Raw genomic sequence first — 19,037 nt, 5'->3', positions numbered from 1 at the left:
AGTGAAAAAAGACAGCCATGCCAAAACTATGAAGCTTCTGATAGCACGAAGCCTGGAAGACCCAGGCTTGTGCTCTTAAGGCATCAGATTAGTGGCAAAAACGTCGCTGTCACGATTTTTCCGACACAATCCGGTGTCTTTTTACCAATTACCGATCAGCCGCGAAACTCGCTGCGACCGTTGTACTTGGCTTTACCGTTCAACTGCTCTTCGATACGCAGCAGTTGGTTGTACTTGGAAACGCGATCGGAACGGCACAGGGAGCCGGTCTTGATCTGGCCAGCCGCAGTGCCCACGGCCAGGTCGGCAATGGTCGAATCTTCGGTTTCGCCGGAGCGGTGCGAGATCACGGCGGTGTAACCAGCGGCCTTGGCCATCTGGATGGCTTCCAGGGTTTCGGTCAGGGTGCCGATCTGGTTGAACTTGATCAGGATCGAGTTGGCGATCTTTTTATCGATGCCTTCTTTCAGGATCTTGGTGTTGGTCACGAACAGGTCGTCGCCCACCAGTTGGATTTTCTCGCCGATCTTGTCGGTGAGGACTTTCCAGCCAGCCCAGTCAGACTCGTCCAGGCCATCTTCGATGGAGATGATCGGGTAGCGTTCGGTCAGGCCTTTGAGGTAGTCAGCAAAACCTTCGGAGGTGAATACATGACCTTCGCCGGACAGGTTGTATTTACCGTCTTCGTAGAATTCGCTGGCGGCGCAGTCCAGGGCCAGGGTCACGTCGGTGCCCAGCTTGTAACCAGCATTGGCAACAGCTTCGGAGATCACTTTCAAAGCGTCTTCGTTGGAGGCCAGGTTTGGTGCGAAACCACCTTCGTCACCGACCGCAGTGCTCAGGCCACGGGCCTTCAACACAGCTTTGAGGTGGTGGAAAATCTCGGTGCCCATGCGCAGACCTTCCGAGAAAGTCTTGGCGCCAACCGGCTGAACCATGAATTCCTGGATGTCGACGTTGTTATCGGCGTGCTCGCCACCGTTGATGATGTTCATCATCGGAACCGGCATCGAGTAAACACCCGGCGTGCCGTTCAGGTTGGCGATGTGAGCGTACAGCGGCAGGTCCTGGTCCTGTGCTGCTGCCTTGGCCGCAGCCAGGGAAACGGCGAGGATCGCGTTGGCGCCCAGGGAACCTTTGTTTTCAGTACCGTCGAGCTTGATCATCGCGTGATCGAGGGCTTTCTGGTCGCTTGGATCTTTACCTAACAGCAGGTCGCGAATCGGACCGTTGATGTTGCCGACGGCTTTCAGCACGCCCTTGCCCAGGTAACGGCTCTTGTCGCCATCACGCAGCTCGAGCGCTTCACGCGAGCCAGTGGAAGCACCGGACGGCGCGCACGCACTGCCGATGATGCCGTTATCGAGAAGCACGTCCGCTTCGACAGTAGGATTGCCACGGGAGTCGAGAACTTCACGACCTTTGATGTCGACGATTTTTGCCATTGTTGTAAACACTCCAAAGTTGACGAAAACGACGCAGCTGAAGGAAATCTTTTATCGCCGGCAAGAGATGTGCAACGGGCAGACTTGCGGACGATAAGGCTCAGGCCCGAGGGCCTGAACATTAAATCGTGCGGTACTTTACCGGAGAAAAGCGGTTTACGCGGTTTCTACCGTCGGAAAACTCTTAACCAGTTCGTCCAACGCTTTGAGCTGGGCCAGGAATGGCTCCAGTTTGTCCAGACGCAAGGCGCAAGGGCCGTCGCATTTGGCGTTGTCCGGGTCCGGGTGGGCTTCGAGGAACAAGCCCGCCAGCGACTGGCTGATGCCGGCCTTGGCCAGGTCGGTGACCTGAGCGCGACGACCGCCAGCGGAATCGGAGCGACCGCCTGGCATTTGCAGCGAATGGGTCACGTCGAAGAACACCGGGTATTCGAACTGCTTCATGATGCCGAAGCCGAGCATGTCGACAACCAGGTTGTTGTAGCCGAAGCTCGAACCGCGCTCGCAGAGGATCAACTGATCGTTACCCGCTTCCACGCACTTGCTCAGGATGTGTTTCATCTCGTGCGGTGCGAGGAACTGGGCTTTCTTGATGTTGATCACCGCGCCGGTCTTGGCCATCGCGACCACGAGATCGGTCTGGCGCGACAGGAAGGCCGGCAACTGGATGATGTCGCAGACTTCAGCAACGACCGCAGCCTGTTCAGGCTCGTGGACGTCGGTGATGATCGGCACGCCGAAGGCTTGCTTGATGTCCTGGAAAATCCGCATGCCCTCTTCCAGGCCGGGGCCACGGTAAGAGGTCACGGAGGAACGGTTAGCCTTGTCGAAACTGGCCTTGAACACGTAAGGGATACCGAGCTTCTGGGTAACCTTGACGTACTCTTCGCAGACCTGCATCGCCATGTCGCGGCTTTCCAGCACGTTCATGCCACCGAAAAGCACCATTGGCTTGTCGTTCGCAATCTCGATATCGCCTACACGGATGATCTTCTGCGCCATCGGAGTTATGCCTTCTTCTGGTGTTGAGTCAGCGCTGCTTTGACGAAACCGGTGAACAACGGGTGACCGTCGCGCGGCGTCGAGGTGAACTCAGGGTGGAACTGGCAAGCGACGAACCAAGGATGATCCGGTGCTTCAACCACTTCGACCAGCGCGCCATCACCGGAACGACCGGAGATTTTCAGCCCGGCTTCCATGATTTGCGGCAGCAGCTTGTTGTTCACTTCGTAGCGATGACGGTGACGCTCGACGATCACGTCCTTGGCGTAGCAATCGTGAACCAGCGAACCCGGTTCCAGCAGGCAATCCTGTGCGCCAAGGCGCATGGTGCCGCCCAGGTCGGACGCTTCGGTACGGGTTTCGACGGCGCCGGTGGCATCTTCCCACTCGGTGATCAGACCCACGACCGGGTGACCGCTTGCACGATCGAACTCGGTGGAGTTGGCGTCTTTCCAGCCCAGCACGTTACGAGCGAACTCGATCACGGCCACTTGCATGCCCAGGCAGATGCCGAGGTATGGAACCTTGTTTTCGCGAGCGTACTGAACGGCGGTGATCTTGCCCTCCACGCCACGCAGACCGAAGCCGCCCGGTACGAGGATCGCGTCAACACCTTCCAGCAGCGCAGTGCCCTGGTTTTCGATGTCTTCGGAATCGATGTAGCGCAGGTTGACCTTGGTGCGGTTGCTGATGCCGGCGTGACTCATCGCTTCGATCAGCGACTTGTAGGCGTCCAGCAACTCCATGTACTTGCCGACCATGGCGATGGTGACTTCGTGCTCAGGGTTGAGCTTGGCGTCGACCACGGCTTCCCACTCGGACAGATCGGCGCCGCCACATTGCAGGCCGAAACGCTCGACAACGAAATCATCCAGGCCCTGGGAGTGCAGGATACCCGGGATCTTGTAGATGGTGTCGGCGTCTTCCAGCGCGATCACCGCACGTTCTTCAACGTTGGTGAACTGGGCGATCTTGCGACGGGACGAGATGTCGATCGGGTGATCGGAGCGGCACACCAGCACGTCAGGTTGCAGGCCGATGGAACGCAGTTCCTTGACCGAGTGCTGGGTTGGCTTGGTTTTGGTTTCGCCGGCAGTGGCGATGTACGGCACCAGCGTCAGGTGCATCAGCATCGCGCGCTTGGCGCCGACTTCGAAACGCAATTGACGGATCGCTTCGAGGAACGGCTGCGATTCGATGTCACCCACGGTGCCACCGATCTCGACCATGGCCACGTCGGCATCGCCGGCGCCCTTGATGATCCGGCGCTTGATTTCGTCGGTGATGTGCGGAATCACCTGGATAGTGGCGCCCAGGTAATCACCACGGCGCTCTTTGCGCAGGACGTGTTCGTAGACACGGCCCGTGGTGAAGTTGTTGTTCTGGGTCATGGTCGTGCGGATGAACCGCTCGTAGTGGCCCAGGTCCAGGTCGGTCTCGGCGCCGTCGTGGGTGACGAACACTTCACCGTGCTGGAACGGGCTCATGGTGCCCGGGTCAACGTTGATGTACGGGTCCAGCTTCAGCATGGTGACCTTAAGTCCCCGCGCCTCCAGGATGGCCGCCAATGAAGCCGAGGCAATGCCTTTCCCCAATGAAGAAACAACACCGCCCGTGACGAATATGTAGCGCGTCATGAAAAATCCTAGAAGTCTGCGTTAAAGCGGTCCGAGCCGCCGGGGAAAGCGAAGGAAGGCCGAAGCCCCCGATCACCTGCATTAATCACAGTGCATCTTTCAAAAAAACCGCCGCGTTGGGACAGACCGGAAGGTGAAACACCGGTGCGTTGCTCGCTACACATTTTTTGGAATCGCCCAGCAAAGACTGCTTGGTAATCGGCAACTCCTGCAATTCAGGCGAATCCACAGAAGTTGTATCAAGAAGGGAGCGTAGTCTACCGGAAAGCCCCTTTCAGCTCAAACCTTGATCTTCGCTCGGTGGCTGCCAGTGTAAATTCCAGCCATTCAGCTCAGTGCCGTTTAACCCCCGCAGCCCCGCCACCGCCAGCAATTGCTCGGCGCGATAGAGCAGCGGCAATCTGCCACGGGCAAACGCCGGCACCCCCCTTTCGTTAAGCAAACGCTTAAGGTCACGGTGGCCACGGTCAGGCAAATGCATGATCTCGCCTCCTTCACGATAGCGGATATGCAGCGGACCATCGGGGATTTGCCCGGTCAGGGTAAGCCGGCCATTGTCCGGCAACGTCAACGGCTTCAAGGGATCTGCCCAGGGTCCGGCCACCGCCGGCGTACGCAACCAGGCACCGGACAACCACCAGATTCGCCCGCCCGCGCGATGCAATTCGCCGTCGGCCAATCGCCAGATCGGCGAGGCATCACCGGTCGCATCGCGCAGGTCCTGCCAACCCGACCAATGGTCACTGTCCGGTAGACGTGTCCGTGGTGCGAGCCAGTGGCTCAAAGCATTGCGTTGACGCCCAGCCGACAATTCCTCCAGCGAGCGCAGCTCCAGCGACGGCAACCCCAGCCAATCGAAATCATTGCGACTGCCCGCCTCGGCCAGATCGAGTTGCGCCAGTTCATCGAGCAATCCCTGGGCTTCGCGCAGATGCGCCGCACTGCGCGCCATGGTCGCCAGCGCTTGCGGCCAGCGCTCGGTGAGCATCGGGAACACCTGATGCCGCAGGTAGTTGCGCGAAAACTGCCGATCCTGATTCGACGGGTCTTCAACCCACTTCAGTTGATGCAGGTTGGCATACGCCTCCAGCTCCGCCCGAGTGACATCCAGCAGCGGCCGCAGCAAGTGCCCCTGCCCCAACGCACGCTCACCCGGCATCCCCGACAATCCTCTGACCCCGGCGCCGCGCAACAGTCGGAACAACAGGGTTTCGGCCTGATCATCACGGTGCTGGGCGGTCAGCAGTACTTCGTTGGCGTGAGTGGCCTCAACGAAGGCGGCATAACGCGCCTCCCGGGCGGCCCGCTCAAGACTGGCGCCAGGCAGGACCTGGACGCGAACCACCTTCAGCGGCACGCCCAGCGCATCACAGACCGACTGACAATGCTCCGGCCACGCATCGGCCACAGCCTGAAGACCATGATGGACATGGATGGCACTGAGTGCCGGCAGGGATTCGGTTTTGGCTAGATGGGCGAGAAGGTGCAGCAGGGCGGTGGAGTCAAGGCCGCCGGAGAAGGCGATGCGCCAGGTGGTGGCGGTGCGCCAGGGGCTCAGGTTCAGCAGGAGCCTGACAGACAGATCGATGTTGGAAGGATTCATAGAGATCGATCACTTCACTTAAATCCTCTGTAGGAGCCGCCGCAGGCTGCGATCTTTTGATCTGGCAATTTCAAGATCAAAAGATCGCAGCCTGCGGCAGCTCCTACAGGGGTATTGCGAGCTCGGTTACAGGCCGTAGCTCATCAGACGCTCGTAACGACGCTTGAGCAGCGCTTCGTTGTCGAACTTCTTCAGCATCGCCAGTTGCGAGCTCAGCTCGGCGCGGATCGATGCAGCGGCAGCAGCCGGGTCGCGGTGGGCGCCGCCCAGCGGCTCGCCAATCACTTTGTCAACGATGCCCAGGCCTTTGAGGCGTTCGGCGGTGATGCCCATGGCTTCAGCGGCATCCGGTGCTTTTTCTGCGGTTTTCCACAGGATCGATGCGCAACCTTCCGGCGAAATCACCGCGTAGGTCGAGTACTGCAGCATGTTCAACTGATCGCAAACACCGATCGCCAAGGCACCACCGGAACCACCCTCACCAATTACGGTGGCGATGATTGGGGTTTTCAGACGTGCCATGACACGCAGGTTCCAGGCAATCGCTTCACTCTGGTTGCGCTCTTCAGCGTCGATACCCGGGTAAGCACCCGGAGTGTCGATGAAGGTCAGGATCGGCATTTTGAAACGCTCGGCCATTTCCATCAGGCGGCAGGCCTTGCGGTAGCCTTCCGGACGCGGCATGCCGAAGTTGCGGCGAACTTTCTCGCGCACTTCACGGCCTTTCTGGTGACCGATGATCATCACCGGCTGGTCGTCCAGGCGAGCGATACCGCCAACAATGGCGGCGTCGTCGGAAAAGTGACGGTCACCGTGCAGTTCGTCGAACTCGGTAAAGATGTGTTCGATGTAGTCCAGGGTGTATGGACGCTTCGGGTGACGCGCCAGACGCGCGATCTGCCAGCTGGTCAGCTTGCCGAAGATGTCTTCGGTCAAGGTGCTGCTTTTGTCCTGCAGGCGGGATATCTCATCGCCGATATTCAGCGAATTGTCATTACCGACCAAGCGCAACTCTTCGATCTTGGCTTGCAGGTCGGCGATCGGCTGTTCGAAATCTAGAAAATTCGGGTTCATAGGCGTCCGTCTTGGGTCGACATCCAAGGGAGCTTGGGCCGGCCGGTTGTCTATTCGCGCCCTACCTTAAGGGAGAGGCGCGTTCAGGTCGAGATTAAAAATTGGGTCGAGATCAGGCTCTGCTCTTAATCACAAGAATGTCGCCTGACCGTCAACGGTATTGGAGGAAGACGTTGTCTCGCCCGAACTGGTCACGCAGGGCTTGAATCAAGGCATCCGCCGGGTCGATTCGCCAGGTCTCGCCGAACTGCAGCAAGGCCTTCGCATCCGGGCTGGTGTACTCCATGGTGATCGGGCACGCGCCGCGATGACGCTTGAACAACTCACCCAGCCAGCGTAGCTGATCGCCCTTCAAGTCCTGGGTCTGCAGCTTCAGGCGCAGGCTTTCGGCCAGGTTGGTGCGTGCATCTTCCATGCTCATCACCCGCTTGACCCGCAAGCGCAAACCACCGGAAAAGTCGTCGTTGCTGACTTCGCCTTCGACCACCACCATCGCGTCGGTCTGCAACAGCGACTGCGCGGAATGGAACGCCTCGGCGAACAGCGACGCCTCGATCCGGCCCGAGCGGTCATCAAGGGTGATGAACCCCATCTTGTCGCCCTTTTTATTCTTCATCACCCGCAGGGCGATGATCATGCCGGCAACGGTCTGGGTATCGCGCGCCGGTTTCAGGTCGATGATGCGCTGACGGGCGAAGCGGCGGATTTCGCCTTCGTATTCATCAATCGGGTGACCGGTCAGGTACAGGCCCAGGGTGTCTTTCTCCCCTTTCAGGCGTTCCTTGAGGGTCAGCTCCTTGGCCTTGCGGTGATTGGCGTAGACATCGGCGTCTTCTTCGACGAACAGGCCGCCAAACAGATCGACGTGACCGCTGTTCTTGGTGCGCGCGGTTTGTTCGGCAGCCTTGATCGCCCCTTCCATGGCATTCAGCAAGACCGCGCGGTTGCGGTCGATGTTGGCCTGATAGGCTTTCTGCTCGTCATGGAAATAAGGCCCCAGACGATCCAGTGCACCGCTGCGGATCAAACCGTCGAGGGTGCGTTTGTTGATGCGTTTGAGATCGACCCGGGCGCAGAAATCGAACAGATCCTTGAAAGGACCGGCCTGACGCGCCTCGGTGATCGCTTCCACCGGGCCTTCGCCCACACCCTTGATCGCGCCGAGGCCGTAGATGATCCGGCCTTCGTCATTCACGGTGAACTTGAATTCCGACGTATTCACATCCGGCGCGTCGAGACGCAGCTTCATGGTGCGAATTTCTTCGATCAAGGTCACGACCTTGTCGGTGTTGTGCATATCCGCCGACAGTACCGCAGCCATGAACGGCGCCGGGTAGTGGGTTTTCAGCCACGCCGTCTGGTACGACACCAGGCCGTACGCGGCGGAGTGAGACTTGTTGAAACCGTAACCGGCGAATTTTTCCACCAGGTCGAAAATGTTACCTGCCAGGTCCGCATCGATGTTGTTAGCCGTGCAACCTTCAATGAAGCCGCCGCGCTGCTTGGCCATTTCTTCGGGCTTTTTCTTACCCATGGCCCGACGCAGCATGTCCGCACCACCGAGGGTGTAACCGGCCATGACCTGGGCAATCTGCATCACCTGTTCCTGATACAGGATGATGCCGTAAGTCGGCGCCAATACCGGCTTGAGGCCTTCGTACTGGTAGTCCGAGTGCGGGTACGCCAGTTCGGCGCGACCGTGCTTACGGTTGATAAAGTCGTCCACCATGCCAGATTGCAGCGGGCCCGGACGGAACAGGGCCACCAGTGCGATCAAGTCTTCCAGGCAGTCGGGCTTGAGCTTTTTGATCAGCTCTTTCATGCCCCGGGATTCAAGCTGGAACACGGCCGTGGTTTCGGCTTTTTGCAGCAGCGTGTAGGTCGGTTTGTCATCCAGCGGAATGAACGCGATGTCCAGCGGTGGCTGATCGACCTTGGCGCGATCGCGGTTGATGGTTTTCAGCGCCCAGTCGATGACCGTCAGGGTCCGCAGACCGAGGAAGTCGAACTTCACCAGACCGGCAGCCTCAACGTCGTCCTTGTCGAACTGGGTTACCAGACCGTCGCCGGCCTCGTCGCAATAGATCGGCGAGAAGTCAGTCAATTTAGTCGGCGCGATCACCACACCACCGGCGTGCTTGCCGACGTTACGCACCACGCCTTCGAGCTTGCGGGCCATCTCCCAGATTTCCGCAGCTTCTTCGTCAACCTTGATGAAGTCCCGCAGGATTTCTTCCTGCTCGTAGGCTTTTTCCAACGTCATGCCGACTTCGAACGGAATCATCTTCGACAGGCGATCCGCCAAGCCGTAAGACTTGCCCTGTACCCGCGCCACGTCGCGGACCACAGCCTTCGCGGCCATGGAACCGAAGGTGATGATCTGGCTTACGGCGTTGCGGCCGTACTTCTCGGCCACGTATTCGATCACCCGGTCACGACCGTCCATACAGAAGTCGACGTCGAAGTCGGGCATCGAGACCCGTTCCGGGTTAAGGAACCGTTCGAACAGCAGGTCATATTCCAGCGGATCAAGGTCGGTGATTTTCTGCACATAGGCCACCAGCGACCCGGCACCCGACCCCCGGCCCGGACCTACCGGCACGCCGTTGCTCTTGGCCCACTGGATAAAGTCCATCACGATCAGGAAGTAACCGGGGAAGCCCATCTGGATGATGATATCCAGCTCGAAATTCAGCCGGTCGACATAGACCTGACGCTTGGCGTCGTAATCTTCGGTGGTGTCCTTGGGCAGCAGAACGCTCAGGCGCTCTTCCAGACCGTCGAACGACACCTTGCGGAAATATTCGTCGATGGTCATGCCATCGGGGATCGGGAAGTTGGGCAGGAAGTGCTTGCCCAGCTTCACTTCGATGTTGCAGCGCTTGGCGATCTCGACGGTGTTTTCCAGCGCCTCGGGAATGTCGCTGAACAGCTCGGCCATTTCCTCGGCGCTTTTGAGGTATTGCTGATCGCTGTAGTTTTTCGAACGCCGCGGATCGTCGAGGGCCCGGCCCTCACCGATGCAAACGCGGGTTTCGTGGGCCGCGAAGTCTTCCTGTTTGATGAAGCGCACATCATTGGTTGCCACCAGCGGCGCGCCGATTTTCTCGGCCAGGGCCACGGCGCCGTGCAGTTGTTCTTCATCGTTAGGGCGGTTGGTGCGCTGGATTTCCAGATAGAAGCGATCCGGGAACACCGTCATCCATTCACGCGCCAGTTTTTCTGCTTCGGCCGGGTTGCCGCTGAGCATGGCCAGGCCAATCTCGCCCTCTTTCGCCGCCGACAGCATGATCAAGCCTTCGCTGGCTTCGGCCACCCACTCGCGCTCGATGATGATCGAACCATTGCGCTGGCCGTCGATGAAGCCGCGTGAGATCAGTTCGGTGAGGTTGCGATAACCCACGGCATTCATGGCCAGCAGGCTGATCCGGCTCAGGGCGTTGTCCGGGTCCTTGTTCGACAACCACAGGTCGGCGCCGCAGATCGGCTTGATGCCTGCGCCCATCGAGGCTTTATAGAATTTGACCAGGGAACACATGTTGTTCTGGTCAGTGACCGCCACGGCAGGCATGTTCATGCCGACCAGGGTCTTGACCAGCGGTTTGATCCGCACCAGACCGTCGACCAGGGAATATTCAGTGTGCAGGCGTAGATGAACGAATGAAGCCGGCATAGTGATCCTGTCTAGAAACGTGAAGACAACAAGGCCCGGATTGTACCGGGCCTTGGAAAAAACATCAGCCTTGCGACTAACTCTCGATCAGGTTTTCCCGCGCCTCGTAAGCCAGGCGTACCGGGGCGAACGAGCGGCGGTGGATCGGCGTCGGCCCCAAACGGGCCAAGGCTTCCAGATGAACGGGCGTCGGATAGCCTTTGTGGCCGCCGATCCCGTAACCCGGGTAAATCAATTCGAAGGCGGCCATTTCCCGGTCGCGGCTGACCTTGGCCAGGATCGACGCGGCGGCGATGGCCGGCACCTTGCTGTCGCCCTTGACCACGGCTTCGGCGCGCATGGACAGTTTCGGGCAGCGATTGCCGTCGATCATCGCCAGTTTCGGCTGAATGTGCAGGCCTGCGATGGCGCGCTGCATGGCCAGCATGGTGGCGTGGAGAATGTTCAGTTCGTCGATTTCTTCGACTTCAGCCCGGGCGATGTGCCAGCTCAGGGCTTTCTCGCAAATTTCGTCGTAAAGCTTTTCGCGACGGGCTTCGGTGAGTTTCTTCGAATCGTTCAGGCCCAGGATCGGGCGATTCGGGTCGAGGATCACCGCAGCGGTGACCACGGCACCGCAGAGCGGGCCGCGACCGACTTCGTCGACACCGGCCACCAGATCTTCCACTTCGGCGACCAGCGTGAAGTCGAGGCCCATCTGCATTGTTTTGCTCATTGTGTTTTGCCGATCAGATTCAGGACGGCGTCCGCCGCTTGGTTAGAGGCATCCAGACGCAGGGTGCGGTGAATTTCATCGAAGCCACGGGTCTGTTCTTCACCGCCGTCGATAAGCGGCGACAAGGTCTGGGCCAAGGCTTCGACCGTCGCATCGTCCTGTAACAACTCGGGCACCAGCAGGCGCTGGGCCAGCAAGTTCGGCAGTGAAACGTAAGGACTTTTCACCATGCGCTTGAGAATCCAGAACGTCAGCGGCGCCAGGCGATAAGCGACCACCATCGGCCGTTTGTACAACAACGCTTCGAGCGTCGCCGTGCCAGAGGCGATCAGCACCGCGTCGCACGCGGCCAGGGCCAGATGGGATTTGCCGTCGAGCAAGGTCAGCGGCAGATCGCGACCGGCCAGCAACTCTTCGAGTTGAGCCCGACGCTCGGGATTAGCGCACGGCATGACGAATCGCACCCCGGGGCGCAATGCGCGCAGGCGCTGGGCCGTATCGAGGAACAACGCACCGAGCCGGCCCACTTCACCGCCACGACTGCCAGGCATCAACGCGACCAGCGGCCCGTCGGGCAAGCCCAGTTCGGCCCGCGCGGCGGCGCGATCGGCCTGCAGCGGAATCGCATCGGCCAGGGAGTGCCCGACAAACCGCACCGGCACGCCCTTCTCTTCGTAGAATTTGGCTTCGAACGGGAACAGCGTCAGCATCAGGTCGCAGCCTTCGCGAATCTTCAGCACGCGCTTCTGTCGCCACGCCCAGACGGACGGGCTGACGTAATGCACCGTCTTTATCCCGGCCTGACGCAGCTTGAGTTCTATATTGAGGGTGAAGTCCGGCGCATCGATGCCGATGAATACATCCGGTTTCTCGGTGATCAGGTCGGCGATCAGCTTCTTGCGCCGAGCCAGCAGCTCACGCAAGCGGCCCAGCACTTCCACCAGCCCCATGACCGAGAGGCGCTCCATCGGGAAGTAAGACGTCAGGCCCTCGGCCTGCATCAACGGACCACCCACACCGATGAATTCCACCGCAGGATGCCGTGCCTTGAGCGCACGCATCAGACCTGCGCCCAGAATGTCACCGGAAGCCTCACCCGCTACCAGCGCAATACGCAGATTAGCCATGATTAACGAGTGATGCCGCGGGTCGAAGACTGGATGGAATCACGGAACACCGCGACTTCCGGAAACTGTGCCGAGGGCTCGACCAGTTCGGCGAGCGCCTGTTCGACCGTCAAGCCCTGGCGGTAAACGACCTTATAGGCACGACGCAGGGCATGGATCGCATCTTCGCTGAAACCGCGACGGCGCATGCCTTCGAAGTTCATGCTGCGGGCCTCGGCGGGGTTGCCGAACACCGTGACATACGCAGGAACGTCCTTGCCGATGGCGGTGCCCATGCCGGAAAAGCTGTGAGCGCCGATATGGCAATACTGGTGAACCAGGGTGAAACCGGACAGGATCGCCCAGTCTTCAACGTGCACGTGGCCGGCCAGCGCAGTGTTGTTGACCAGAATGCAGTGGTTACCAATGACGCTGTCGTGGCCGATGTGGGCATAAGCCATGATCAGGTTGTGATCGCCCAGGGTGGTTTCCGAACGATCCTGCACGGTGCCACGGTGAATCGTCACACCTTCACGGATGATGTTGTGGTCACCGATGACCAGACGGGTTTCCTCGCCTTTGTACTTCAGATCGGGGGTGTCCTCGCCTACCGAGGAAAACTGGTAGATGCGGTTGTGCTTACCGATTCGGGTCGGGCCCTTGAGAATCACATGCGGCCCGATCACTGTACCCTCGCCGATTTCCACACCTGCGCCGACGATCGACCAAGGGCCGACCTCAACGCCCTCGGCCAGAATGGCCGACGGATCGATGATTGCGCGAGGGTCAATCAAACTCATACCTTTTGTTCCGCACAAATGATCTCGGCCGAGCATACCGGCTTGCCGTCCACCGAAGCCTGGCACTCGAACTTCCAGATCTTGCGCTTGCAGCTGATGAAGGTGGCTTCCAGGATCAACTGGTCGCCAGGCTTGACCGGCTGACGGAAACGCAGCTTATCGGAGCCGACGAAGTAGTACAGGGTGCCATCAGCCGGTTTCACGTCCAGCATCTTGAAACCAAGGATCCCGGCAGCCTGGGCCATTGCTTCGATGATCAACACGCCTGGCATGATTGGGTGCGCAGGAAAGTGACCATTGAAGAACGGCTCGTTGATGCTGACATTCTTGTAGGCGCGAATGCGCTTGCCTTCCACATCCAGATCCACAACCCGGTCTACCAGCAGGAACGGGTAACGGTGAGGCAGGTATTCGCGAATCTCGTTGATGTCCATCATTTCGGGGGGAAGCCTATGTAAAGATTGGGAGCGCGCGACTGACGCGCACCCCTCTAGCAAATCAAGGAGGCAGTCTTGCGGCTGTGCACACTTGATATGAAAATGGTATCAGCCATCTGATGAAGCATTACCGTCAGGGGTCACTTCCCCTACACGCTTTTCCAACTGTCGCAGACGCCGCGCGATGTCATCGAGCTGACGGATACGTGCCGCGCTTTTGCGCCACTCGGCAGCCGGTTGCATGGCTGTACCGGAAGAATAGGAACCTGGCTCGGTAATCGAGTGGGTCACCATGGTCATCCCGGTCAGGAAAACGTTGTCGCAAATATCGATATGCCCCACCAGCCCCACACCGCCCGCGAGCATGCAATGCTTGCCGATCCTGGTGCTGCCGGAGATCCCCACGCACGCCGCCATGGCGGTGTGATCACCGACCTGGACGTTGTGGGCGATTTGAATCTGATTGTCGAGCTTCACGCCATTGCCAAGGATGGTATCGGCCAGCGCGCCGCGGTCGATGGCGGTATTCACGCCAATTTCCACATCGTCGCCAACCAACACACCACCGATCTGGGCAATCTTCTGCCAGACACCTTTCTCGTTGGCAAAACCAAAACCTTCGCCACCGAGCACCGCACCCGACTGAATCACGACACGTTTACCAATGCGCACGTCGTGGTACAGCGTGACCCGTGGAGCCAGCCACCCGCCTTCGCCAATCTCGGAACGCGCACCGATGAAGCAATGCGCCCCAACGGTCACACCCGCAGCAATACGCGCGGCACTCTCGATCACCACAAAGGCGCCAATGCTCGCCGCCGGATCAACCACCGCATCCGCCGCCACTACCGCGGTCGGGTGAATACCGGCAGCCGCCTTAGGCTTGGGATCGAACAGATGGGAAACTCGAGCGTAAGCCAGGTACGGGTCCGGCACGATCAGCACATTACCGGCAAAACCTTCAGCATCAGCAGCCTTCAGCAACAGGGCTGCAGCCTGACTGTCCGCCAGGTATTTGCGGTATTGAGGATTTGCCAGAAAGCTCAACTGAGCTGGGCCAGCCTCTTGCAAAGTGGCTAGCCCAGTAATTTCTTTCTCCGGGTCGCCACTCAGGGTGGCGCCGAGGAACTCGGCCAATTGGCCGAGCTTTATAGTCGCTGTCATGGATTACTTCAGCTGATTCATGCGCTCGATAACCTGGCGAGTGATGTCGTACTGAGGTTTGACATCAATCACTGCGCCACGCTCGAAGACCAGGTCAAAAGCACCTTTCTTGATGACTTCTTCCACAGCGCTGTCCAGTTTCGGCTTGAGCTGCTTCAGCATTTCACGGTCGGCAACGGCTTTGGCTTCGTTCAGCTCCTTGGATTGGAACTGGAAGTCACGGGCCTTTTGCTTGAACTCAAGCTCCAGGCGTTCGCGTTCGCCTTGCTGCATTTTGTCGCCACCGGCTACCAGACGATCCTGGATGCCCTTGGCACTGCTTTCCAGTGTCTTGAGCTTGGTCAGTTGCGGACCGAACTTCTTCTCCGCATCCACGGCGTACTTCTTGGCCGCGTCCGACTCCAGCAGAGCCATCTGATAGTTCAGAACGGCGATTTTCATGTCGGCAAAAGCCGGACCTGCTACCAGTACGGTCGCCAGGAGAACCAATTGAGTCAACTTACGCACGATGCACTCCTACAAAATCCATTGTCATTATCTTGGGTCAGACGCTTAGAACGTCTGGCCGAGGGAGAATTGGAAAACCTGTGTTTCAGCGTTATCCGGTTTCTTGACCGGCATGGCCAATGCGAAGCTCAAAGGACCCAGCGCGGTAACCCAGGTCACGCCGACACCGACGGAGCTGGCCAGGTTGCTCAGGCTGATATCGTTGCACTGCGTATTGGACTTCGAAGTGGCAAAGGTGTTGGAAGTCTGCTCGCACTTGGAGTCGAACACGTTACCCACGTCCCAGAATACCGAAGTACGCAGCGAGCGCTGATCCTTGACGAACGGCAGCGGGAACAGAAGCTCAGCACCACCTTGAATCAGGACGTTGCCACCAAACGGCAGTGGGTCCTGATCCGGGTCAGCCAGGGTGCCTTTGTTACCGGTTTCACCAATGCCTCGGCTCGGCGTACTGCGCGGACCCAACGTGCTGTCCTTGAAGCCACGAACCGAGTTGAAACCACCAGCATAGTAGTTTTCATAGAATGGCAAGCCATCGGTCGAACCGTAGCCGTCGCCATAACCCAATTCAGTGTGCAGACGCACGGTGTAGTTATCGCTCAGCGGCTGGAACAACTGGCCGCGATAGTCGAGTTTGAAGAACGACAGGTCGCTGCCTGGCGTGGTGGCTTCCAGGGTCAAGCTCTGGGAGTGGCCACGGGTCGCCAACACACCTTTGTTCAGGGTGGACTCGGACCAGCCGGCCGATGCCTTGAAGTTCAGGTAGTTGTCGCCTTCACGGTTAACGAAGTCGAAGATTTCGTCGACTGTGTACTGACCAGTCTTGATCTTGTCTTGTTGCGCCGTCAGACCGAAGGTCAGACGCGACGTTTCGCTGATCGGGTAACCGACGCTTACGCCAGCACCCAGGCTGTCTACCGCATAGCTTGCTACGTCGACGTCGAGGTCTTTGTAGTCAGTGGTGCGATAGAAAGCGTTGTAGCCCAGACTCACACCGTCAGCAGTCCAGTACGGGTCGACATAACCGAAGTTATAGCGGCTTTGGTATTCGCTTTTGGTCAGGCCGATGCTGACCTTGTTACCCGTACCCAGGAAGTTGTTCTGGGTAATCGAACCACCGAGGATCAGGCCGGCGCTCTGGGCGAAACCGACACTGGCGGTAATCGAACCGGAAGCCTGCTCTTCAACGCTGTAGTTCACGTCAACCTGGTCGTCTACCCCTGGCACCGCCGGGGTTTCAACGTTCACTTCTTTAAAGAAGCCCAGACGCTCCAGACGGGTCTTGGATTGGTCGATCAGGTAGGTCGAAGCCCAACCGCCTTCCATCTGGCGCATTTCACGACGCAGCACTTCGTCTTCAGACTTGGTGTTGCCGCGGAAGTTGATGCGGTTCACGTAGGCGCGCTTGCCCGGATCAACAGCGAACGTGATGTCTACCGTGTGATCGTCATCGTGAGGCTGAGGCACACCGTTGACGTTGGCGAAGGTGTAGCCCTCGTTACCCAGACGACGGGTGATCAATTCAGAGGTGGTGGTCATCAGCTTGCGCGAGAACACCTGGCCTTTCTGAACCAGCAGCAGGGACTTGACCTGGTCTTCAGGCACTTTCAGGTCACCGCTGAGCTTCACGTCACGAACGGTGTACTTCTCGCCTTCGTTGACGTTAACGGTGATGTAGACGTGCTTCTTGTCCGGGGTGATGGACACCTGGGTCGAAGCGATATCCATGTTGATATAGCCGCGGTCCAGGTAGTAGGAACGCAGACGCTCCAGGTCACCGGAAAGCTTTTCACGAGCGTACTTGTCGTCGTTCTTGAAGAACGACAGCCAGTTGGTGGTCTTGAGCTCGAACAGGTCGATCAGGTCCTCATCAGGGAAGACCGTGTTACCCACCACGTTGATGTGCTGGATAGCAGCAACGGTGCCTTCGTTGATGTTGACCTTCAACGCCACGCGGTTACGCGGCTGCGCCACCACTTCAGTGTCGACGGTTGCCGAGTAGCGACCCTGAGCGACGTACTGGCGCTGAAGTTCGTTACGCACACCTTCGAGGGTGGCACGCTGGAAGATCTCGCCTTCGGACAGGCCGGATTGCTTGAGGCCCTTCATCAGGTCTTCAGTGGAGATGGCCTTGTTACCTTCGATCTCGATACTGGCGACCGACGGACGCTCGACTACCGTGATAACGAGGACATTGCCTTCGCGACCCAGCTGGATATCTTGAAAGAACCCGGTTTTGAACAACGCACGAGTGGATTCCACCAGGCGACGATCATCCGCCTGTTCGCCGACGTTCAACGGCAAGGCACCAAAGACACTACCCGCGGAGACCCGCTGGAGGCCATTGACGCGAATATCAGAGATAGTGAAGGACTCGGCGTGAACTTCGGCGATCATCAATACGGTGAGAACCGCAGTTAGCAGCAGACGTTTCATGAAGTCCTTTCTTATTCCAACTGGCAATAAACAAACTGCCGCAAAATGCGGCAGATTCGCAATTCAGCGAAGCGTTACAGTCGACCCAGATCATTGACCAGAGCAAGCAACATCACCCCGACCACCAAACTGATGCCGATCTGTATCCCCCAACCCTGCACCCGATCCGACAAGGGGCGACCACGCGCCCACTCGATCAGATAAAACAACAAATGTCCCCCATCCAGTACAGGAATGGGCAACAAATTCAGAACTCCCAGGCTAATACTCAGATAAGCAAGGAAATTCAGGAAATCAGCGACACCCGACTGGGCAGAAGCGCCCGCCACTTTAGCAATGGTTATCGGTCCACTCAAGTTTTTTACCGAGAGCTCGCCGAACAACATTTTCTTGAGCGAATCGAGGGTCAGTACGCTCATGGTCCAGGTGCGTCGGGCACCCTCCCCAATTGCTGCCACAGGACCGTAGCTGACCTCGCGAATCATCTCTGGTGGCCAATCGACTGCTTTGACCCCGGCCCCTAGATAACCCGTGGGCGCTTTGCTCTCGCCGCGTGCCGCCAGCGTCACAGGGACGTCGATTTGAGCACCATCGCGCTCAATGCGCAGCATGATTTTGGTATCCGGATGCATACGCACGGTATCCACCACTTGCTGCCAGTCATCGAGTGACTTGCCATCCAGGGCCAGCAAGCGGTCTCCGGTCTTCAGGCCCGCAGCTTGCGCCGGCCCTTTTGAATCAAGTTCCGCCAGGATCGGCGGCAACGCCGGACGCCATGGACGAATACCCAGTGAGCGAATCGGGTCTGGCTCATCGGCCCCCTTGAGCCAGTGATCCAGCACCAGCTCTCGGGGCGAATCGGCGGTTGAGCCCTGTTCACGCACCTGCAACTGCAAAGTGCCGCTCTCACCCAGACGACGGACCAACTGCAAATTCACCGCAGCCCATCCGGTCGTCGGCTCGCCATCAATGGCGACGATCTCCTGATTCGGGCTCAAACCGGCCTTGGCGGCGATGCTCCCCGACTCGACCGCACCGATGACCGGGCGCACCTGCTCGCTACCGAGCATGGCCAGGACCCAGAAAAAAACCATCGCCAGCAGAAAGTTGGCGATCGGGCCCGCAGCGACGATGGCAATACGCTGCCGTACGGATTTTCGATTAAAGGAGTGATCAAGCTGATCGGCCGGTACTTCACCTTCGCGCTCATCGAGCATCTTCACGTAGCCGCCGAGCGGGATCGCGGCCAGCACGAACTCGGTACCTTGCTTGTCGTGCCAGCGCAGCAACGGCATGCCAAAGCCCACGGAGAAACGCAGCACTTTGACCCCACAGCGACGCGCGACCCAAAAATGGCCGAACTCGTGGAAGGTGACCAGCACGCCCAAAGCTACCAGGGTGCCGACAATCATATAGAGCGCGCTCATCTACTTTCTCC

14 protein-coding genes are annotated in these 19,037 nt (G+C 58.7%); all 14 read right to left on the bottom strand.

Going from position 1 to position 19,037, the window contains the following annotated elements; translation table 11 throughout:
• Window positions 1-155: 155 nt before the first annotated feature.
• Window positions 156-1,445, bottom strand: coding sequence for a phosphopyruvate hydratase (gene eno, locus V5E99_RS08660; protein WP_499802077.1), 1,290 nt, complete (start codon window positions 1,443-1,445; stop codon window positions 156-158).
• Between the two features lie 156 nt (window positions 1,446-1,601).
• Window positions 1,602-2,447, bottom strand: a complete 846-nt coding sequence (kdsA, locus tag V5E99_RS08655) for a 3-deoxy-8-phosphooctulonate synthase (protein WP_499802076.1) — start codon at window positions 2,445-2,447, stop codon at window positions 1,602-1,604.
• A 5-nt stretch (window positions 2,448-2,452) separates the two neighbouring features.
• Window positions 2,453-4,084 carry a CTP synthase gene (gene pyrG, locus V5E99_RS08650; RefSeq protein WP_499802075.1) on the bottom strand — a complete coding sequence of 544 codons (1,632 nt, stop codon included), beginning with the start codon at window positions 4,082-4,084 and terminating at the stop codon, window positions 2,453-2,455.
• A gap of 274 nt (window positions 4,085-4,358) precedes the next feature.
• On the bottom strand, window positions 4,359-5,687 hold the full coding sequence (gene tilS / locus V5E99_RS08645; protein WP_499802074.1) for a tRNA lysidine(34) synthetase TilS: 1,329 nt from the start codon (window positions 5,685-5,687) through the stop codon (window positions 4,359-4,361).
• 126 nt (window positions 5,688-5,813) lie between these two features.
• Window positions 5,814-6,761: an acetyl-CoA carboxylase carboxyltransferase subunit alpha gene (locus V5E99_RS08640; RefSeq protein ID WP_149657372.1), complete on the bottom strand. Its 948-nt coding sequence runs from the start codon at window positions 6,759-6,761 to the stop codon at window positions 5,814-5,816.
• A 151-nt stretch (window positions 6,762-6,912) separates the two neighbouring features.
• Entirely contained in the window at window positions 6,913-10,434 is a 3,522-nt protein-coding gene (dnaE, locus tag V5E99_RS08635; protein ID WP_499802073.1) for a DNA polymerase III subunit alpha, read from the bottom strand.
• Between the two features lie 76 nt (window positions 10,435-10,510).
• Entirely contained in the window at window positions 10,511-11,149 is a 639-nt protein-coding gene (gene rnhB / locus V5E99_RS08630; RefSeq protein ID WP_499802072.1) for a ribonuclease HII, read from the bottom strand.
• Window positions 11,146-12,276, bottom strand: a complete 1,131-nt coding sequence (gene lpxB, locus V5E99_RS08625; RefSeq protein WP_499802071.1) for a lipid-A-disaccharide synthase — start codon at window positions 12,274-12,276, stop codon at window positions 11,146-11,148. Before lpxB ends, rnhB begins: the two co-directional genes overlap by 4 nt.
• 2 nt (window positions 12,277-12,278) lie before the next feature.
• Window positions 12,279-13,055, bottom strand: coding sequence for an acyl-ACP--UDP-N-acetylglucosamine O-acyltransferase (gene lpxA / locus V5E99_RS08620; RefSeq protein WP_499802070.1), 777 nt, complete (start codon window positions 13,053-13,055; stop codon window positions 12,279-12,281).
• Window positions 13,052-13,492, bottom strand: coding sequence for a 3-hydroxyacyl-ACP dehydratase FabZ (fabZ, locus tag V5E99_RS08615; RefSeq protein ID WP_008028982.1), 441 nt, complete (start codon window positions 13,490-13,492; stop codon window positions 13,052-13,054). The genes lpxA and fabZ overlap by 4 nt, the downstream gene beginning before the upstream one ends.
• Before the next feature lie 108 nt (window positions 13,493-13,600).
• Window positions 13,601-14,656 (bottom strand): UDP-3-O-(3-hydroxymyristoyl)glucosamine N-acyltransferase, encoded by a 1,056-nt coding sequence (lpxD, locus tag V5E99_RS08610; RefSeq protein WP_499802069.1) that lies wholly within the window; start codon window positions 14,654-14,656, stop codon window positions 13,601-13,603.
• A 3-nt stretch (window positions 14,657-14,659) separates the two neighbouring features.
• A complete protein-coding gene (locus V5E99_RS08605; protein WP_054047181.1) occupies window positions 14,660-15,163 on the bottom strand; it encodes an OmpH/Skp family outer membrane protein in 504 nt (167 codons plus the stop codon).
• A 45-nt stretch (window positions 15,164-15,208) separates the two neighbouring features.
• A complete protein-coding gene (gene bamA / locus V5E99_RS08600; RefSeq protein WP_499802068.1) occupies window positions 15,209-17,599 on the bottom strand; it encodes an outer membrane protein assembly factor BamA in 2,391 nt (796 codons plus the stop codon).
• Window positions 17,600-17,673: 74 nt separating this feature from the next.
• Window positions 17,674-19,026, bottom strand: a complete 1,353-nt coding sequence (rseP, locus tag V5E99_RS08595) for a sigma E protease regulator RseP (protein ID WP_499802067.1) — start codon at window positions 19,024-19,026, stop codon at window positions 17,674-17,676.
• Between the last annotated feature and the right edge of the window lie 11 nt (window positions 19,027-19,037).

The organism is Janthinobacterium sp. LPB2021202312-11-4, assembly GCF_037049705.1.
Classification (GTDB): Bacteria; Pseudomonadota; Gammaproteobacteria; order Pseudomonadales; family Pseudomonadaceae; genus Aquipseudomonas.
This window is presented reverse-complemented; position numbering and strand designations above follow the sequence as displayed.

What these genes read in the sequence shown, in the direction of transcription:
- eno (WP_499802077.1), bottom strand. Translation starts at nt 1,445, where the DNA reads ATGGCAAAAATCGTCGACATCAAAGGTCGTGAAGTTCTCGACTCCCGT.
- kdsA (WP_499802076.1), bottom strand. Translation starts at nt 2,447, where the DNA reads ATGGCGCAGAAGATCATCCGTGTAGGCGATATCGAGATTGCGAACGAC.
- pyrG (WP_499802075.1), bottom strand. Translation starts at nt 4,084, where the DNA reads ATGACGCGCTACATATTCGTCACGGGCGGTGTTGTTTCTTCATTGGGG.
- tilS (WP_499802074.1), bottom strand. Translation starts at nt 5,687, where the DNA reads ATGAATCCTTCCAACATCGATCTGTCTGTCAGGCTCCTGCTGAACCTG.
- V5E99_RS08640 (WP_149657372.1), bottom strand. Translation starts at nt 6,761, where the DNA reads ATGAACCCGAATTTTCTAGATTTCGAACAGCCGATCGCCGACCTGCAA.
- dnaE (WP_499802073.1), bottom strand. Translation starts at nt 10,434, where the DNA reads ATGCCGGCTTCATTCGTTCATCTACGCCTGCACACTGAATATTCCCTG.
- rnhB (WP_499802072.1), bottom strand. Translation starts at nt 11,149, where the DNA reads ATGAGCAAAACAATGCAGATGGGCCTCGACTTCACGCTGGTCGCCGAA.
- lpxB (WP_499802071.1), bottom strand. Translation starts at nt 12,276, where the DNA reads ATGGCTAATCTGCGTATTGCGCTGGTAGCGGGTGAGGCTTCCGGTGAC.
- lpxA (WP_499802070.1), bottom strand. Translation starts at nt 13,055, where the DNA reads ATGAGTTTGATTGACCCTCGCGCAATCATCGATCCGTCGGCCATTCTG.
- fabZ (WP_008028982.1), bottom strand. Translation starts at nt 13,492, where the DNA reads ATGATGGACATCAACGAGATTCGCGAATACCTGCCTCACCGTTACCCG.
- lpxD (WP_499802069.1), bottom strand. Translation starts at nt 14,656, where the DNA reads ATGACAGCGACTATAAAGCTCGGCCAATTGGCCGAGTTCCTCGGCGCC.
- bamA (WP_499802068.1), bottom strand. Translation starts at nt 17,599, where the DNA reads ATGAAACGTCTGCTGCTAACTGCGGTTCTCACCGTATTGATGATCGCC.
- rseP (WP_499802067.1), bottom strand. Translation starts at nt 19,026, where the DNA reads ATGAGCGCGCTCTATATGATTGTCGGCACCCTGGTAGCTTTGGGCGTG.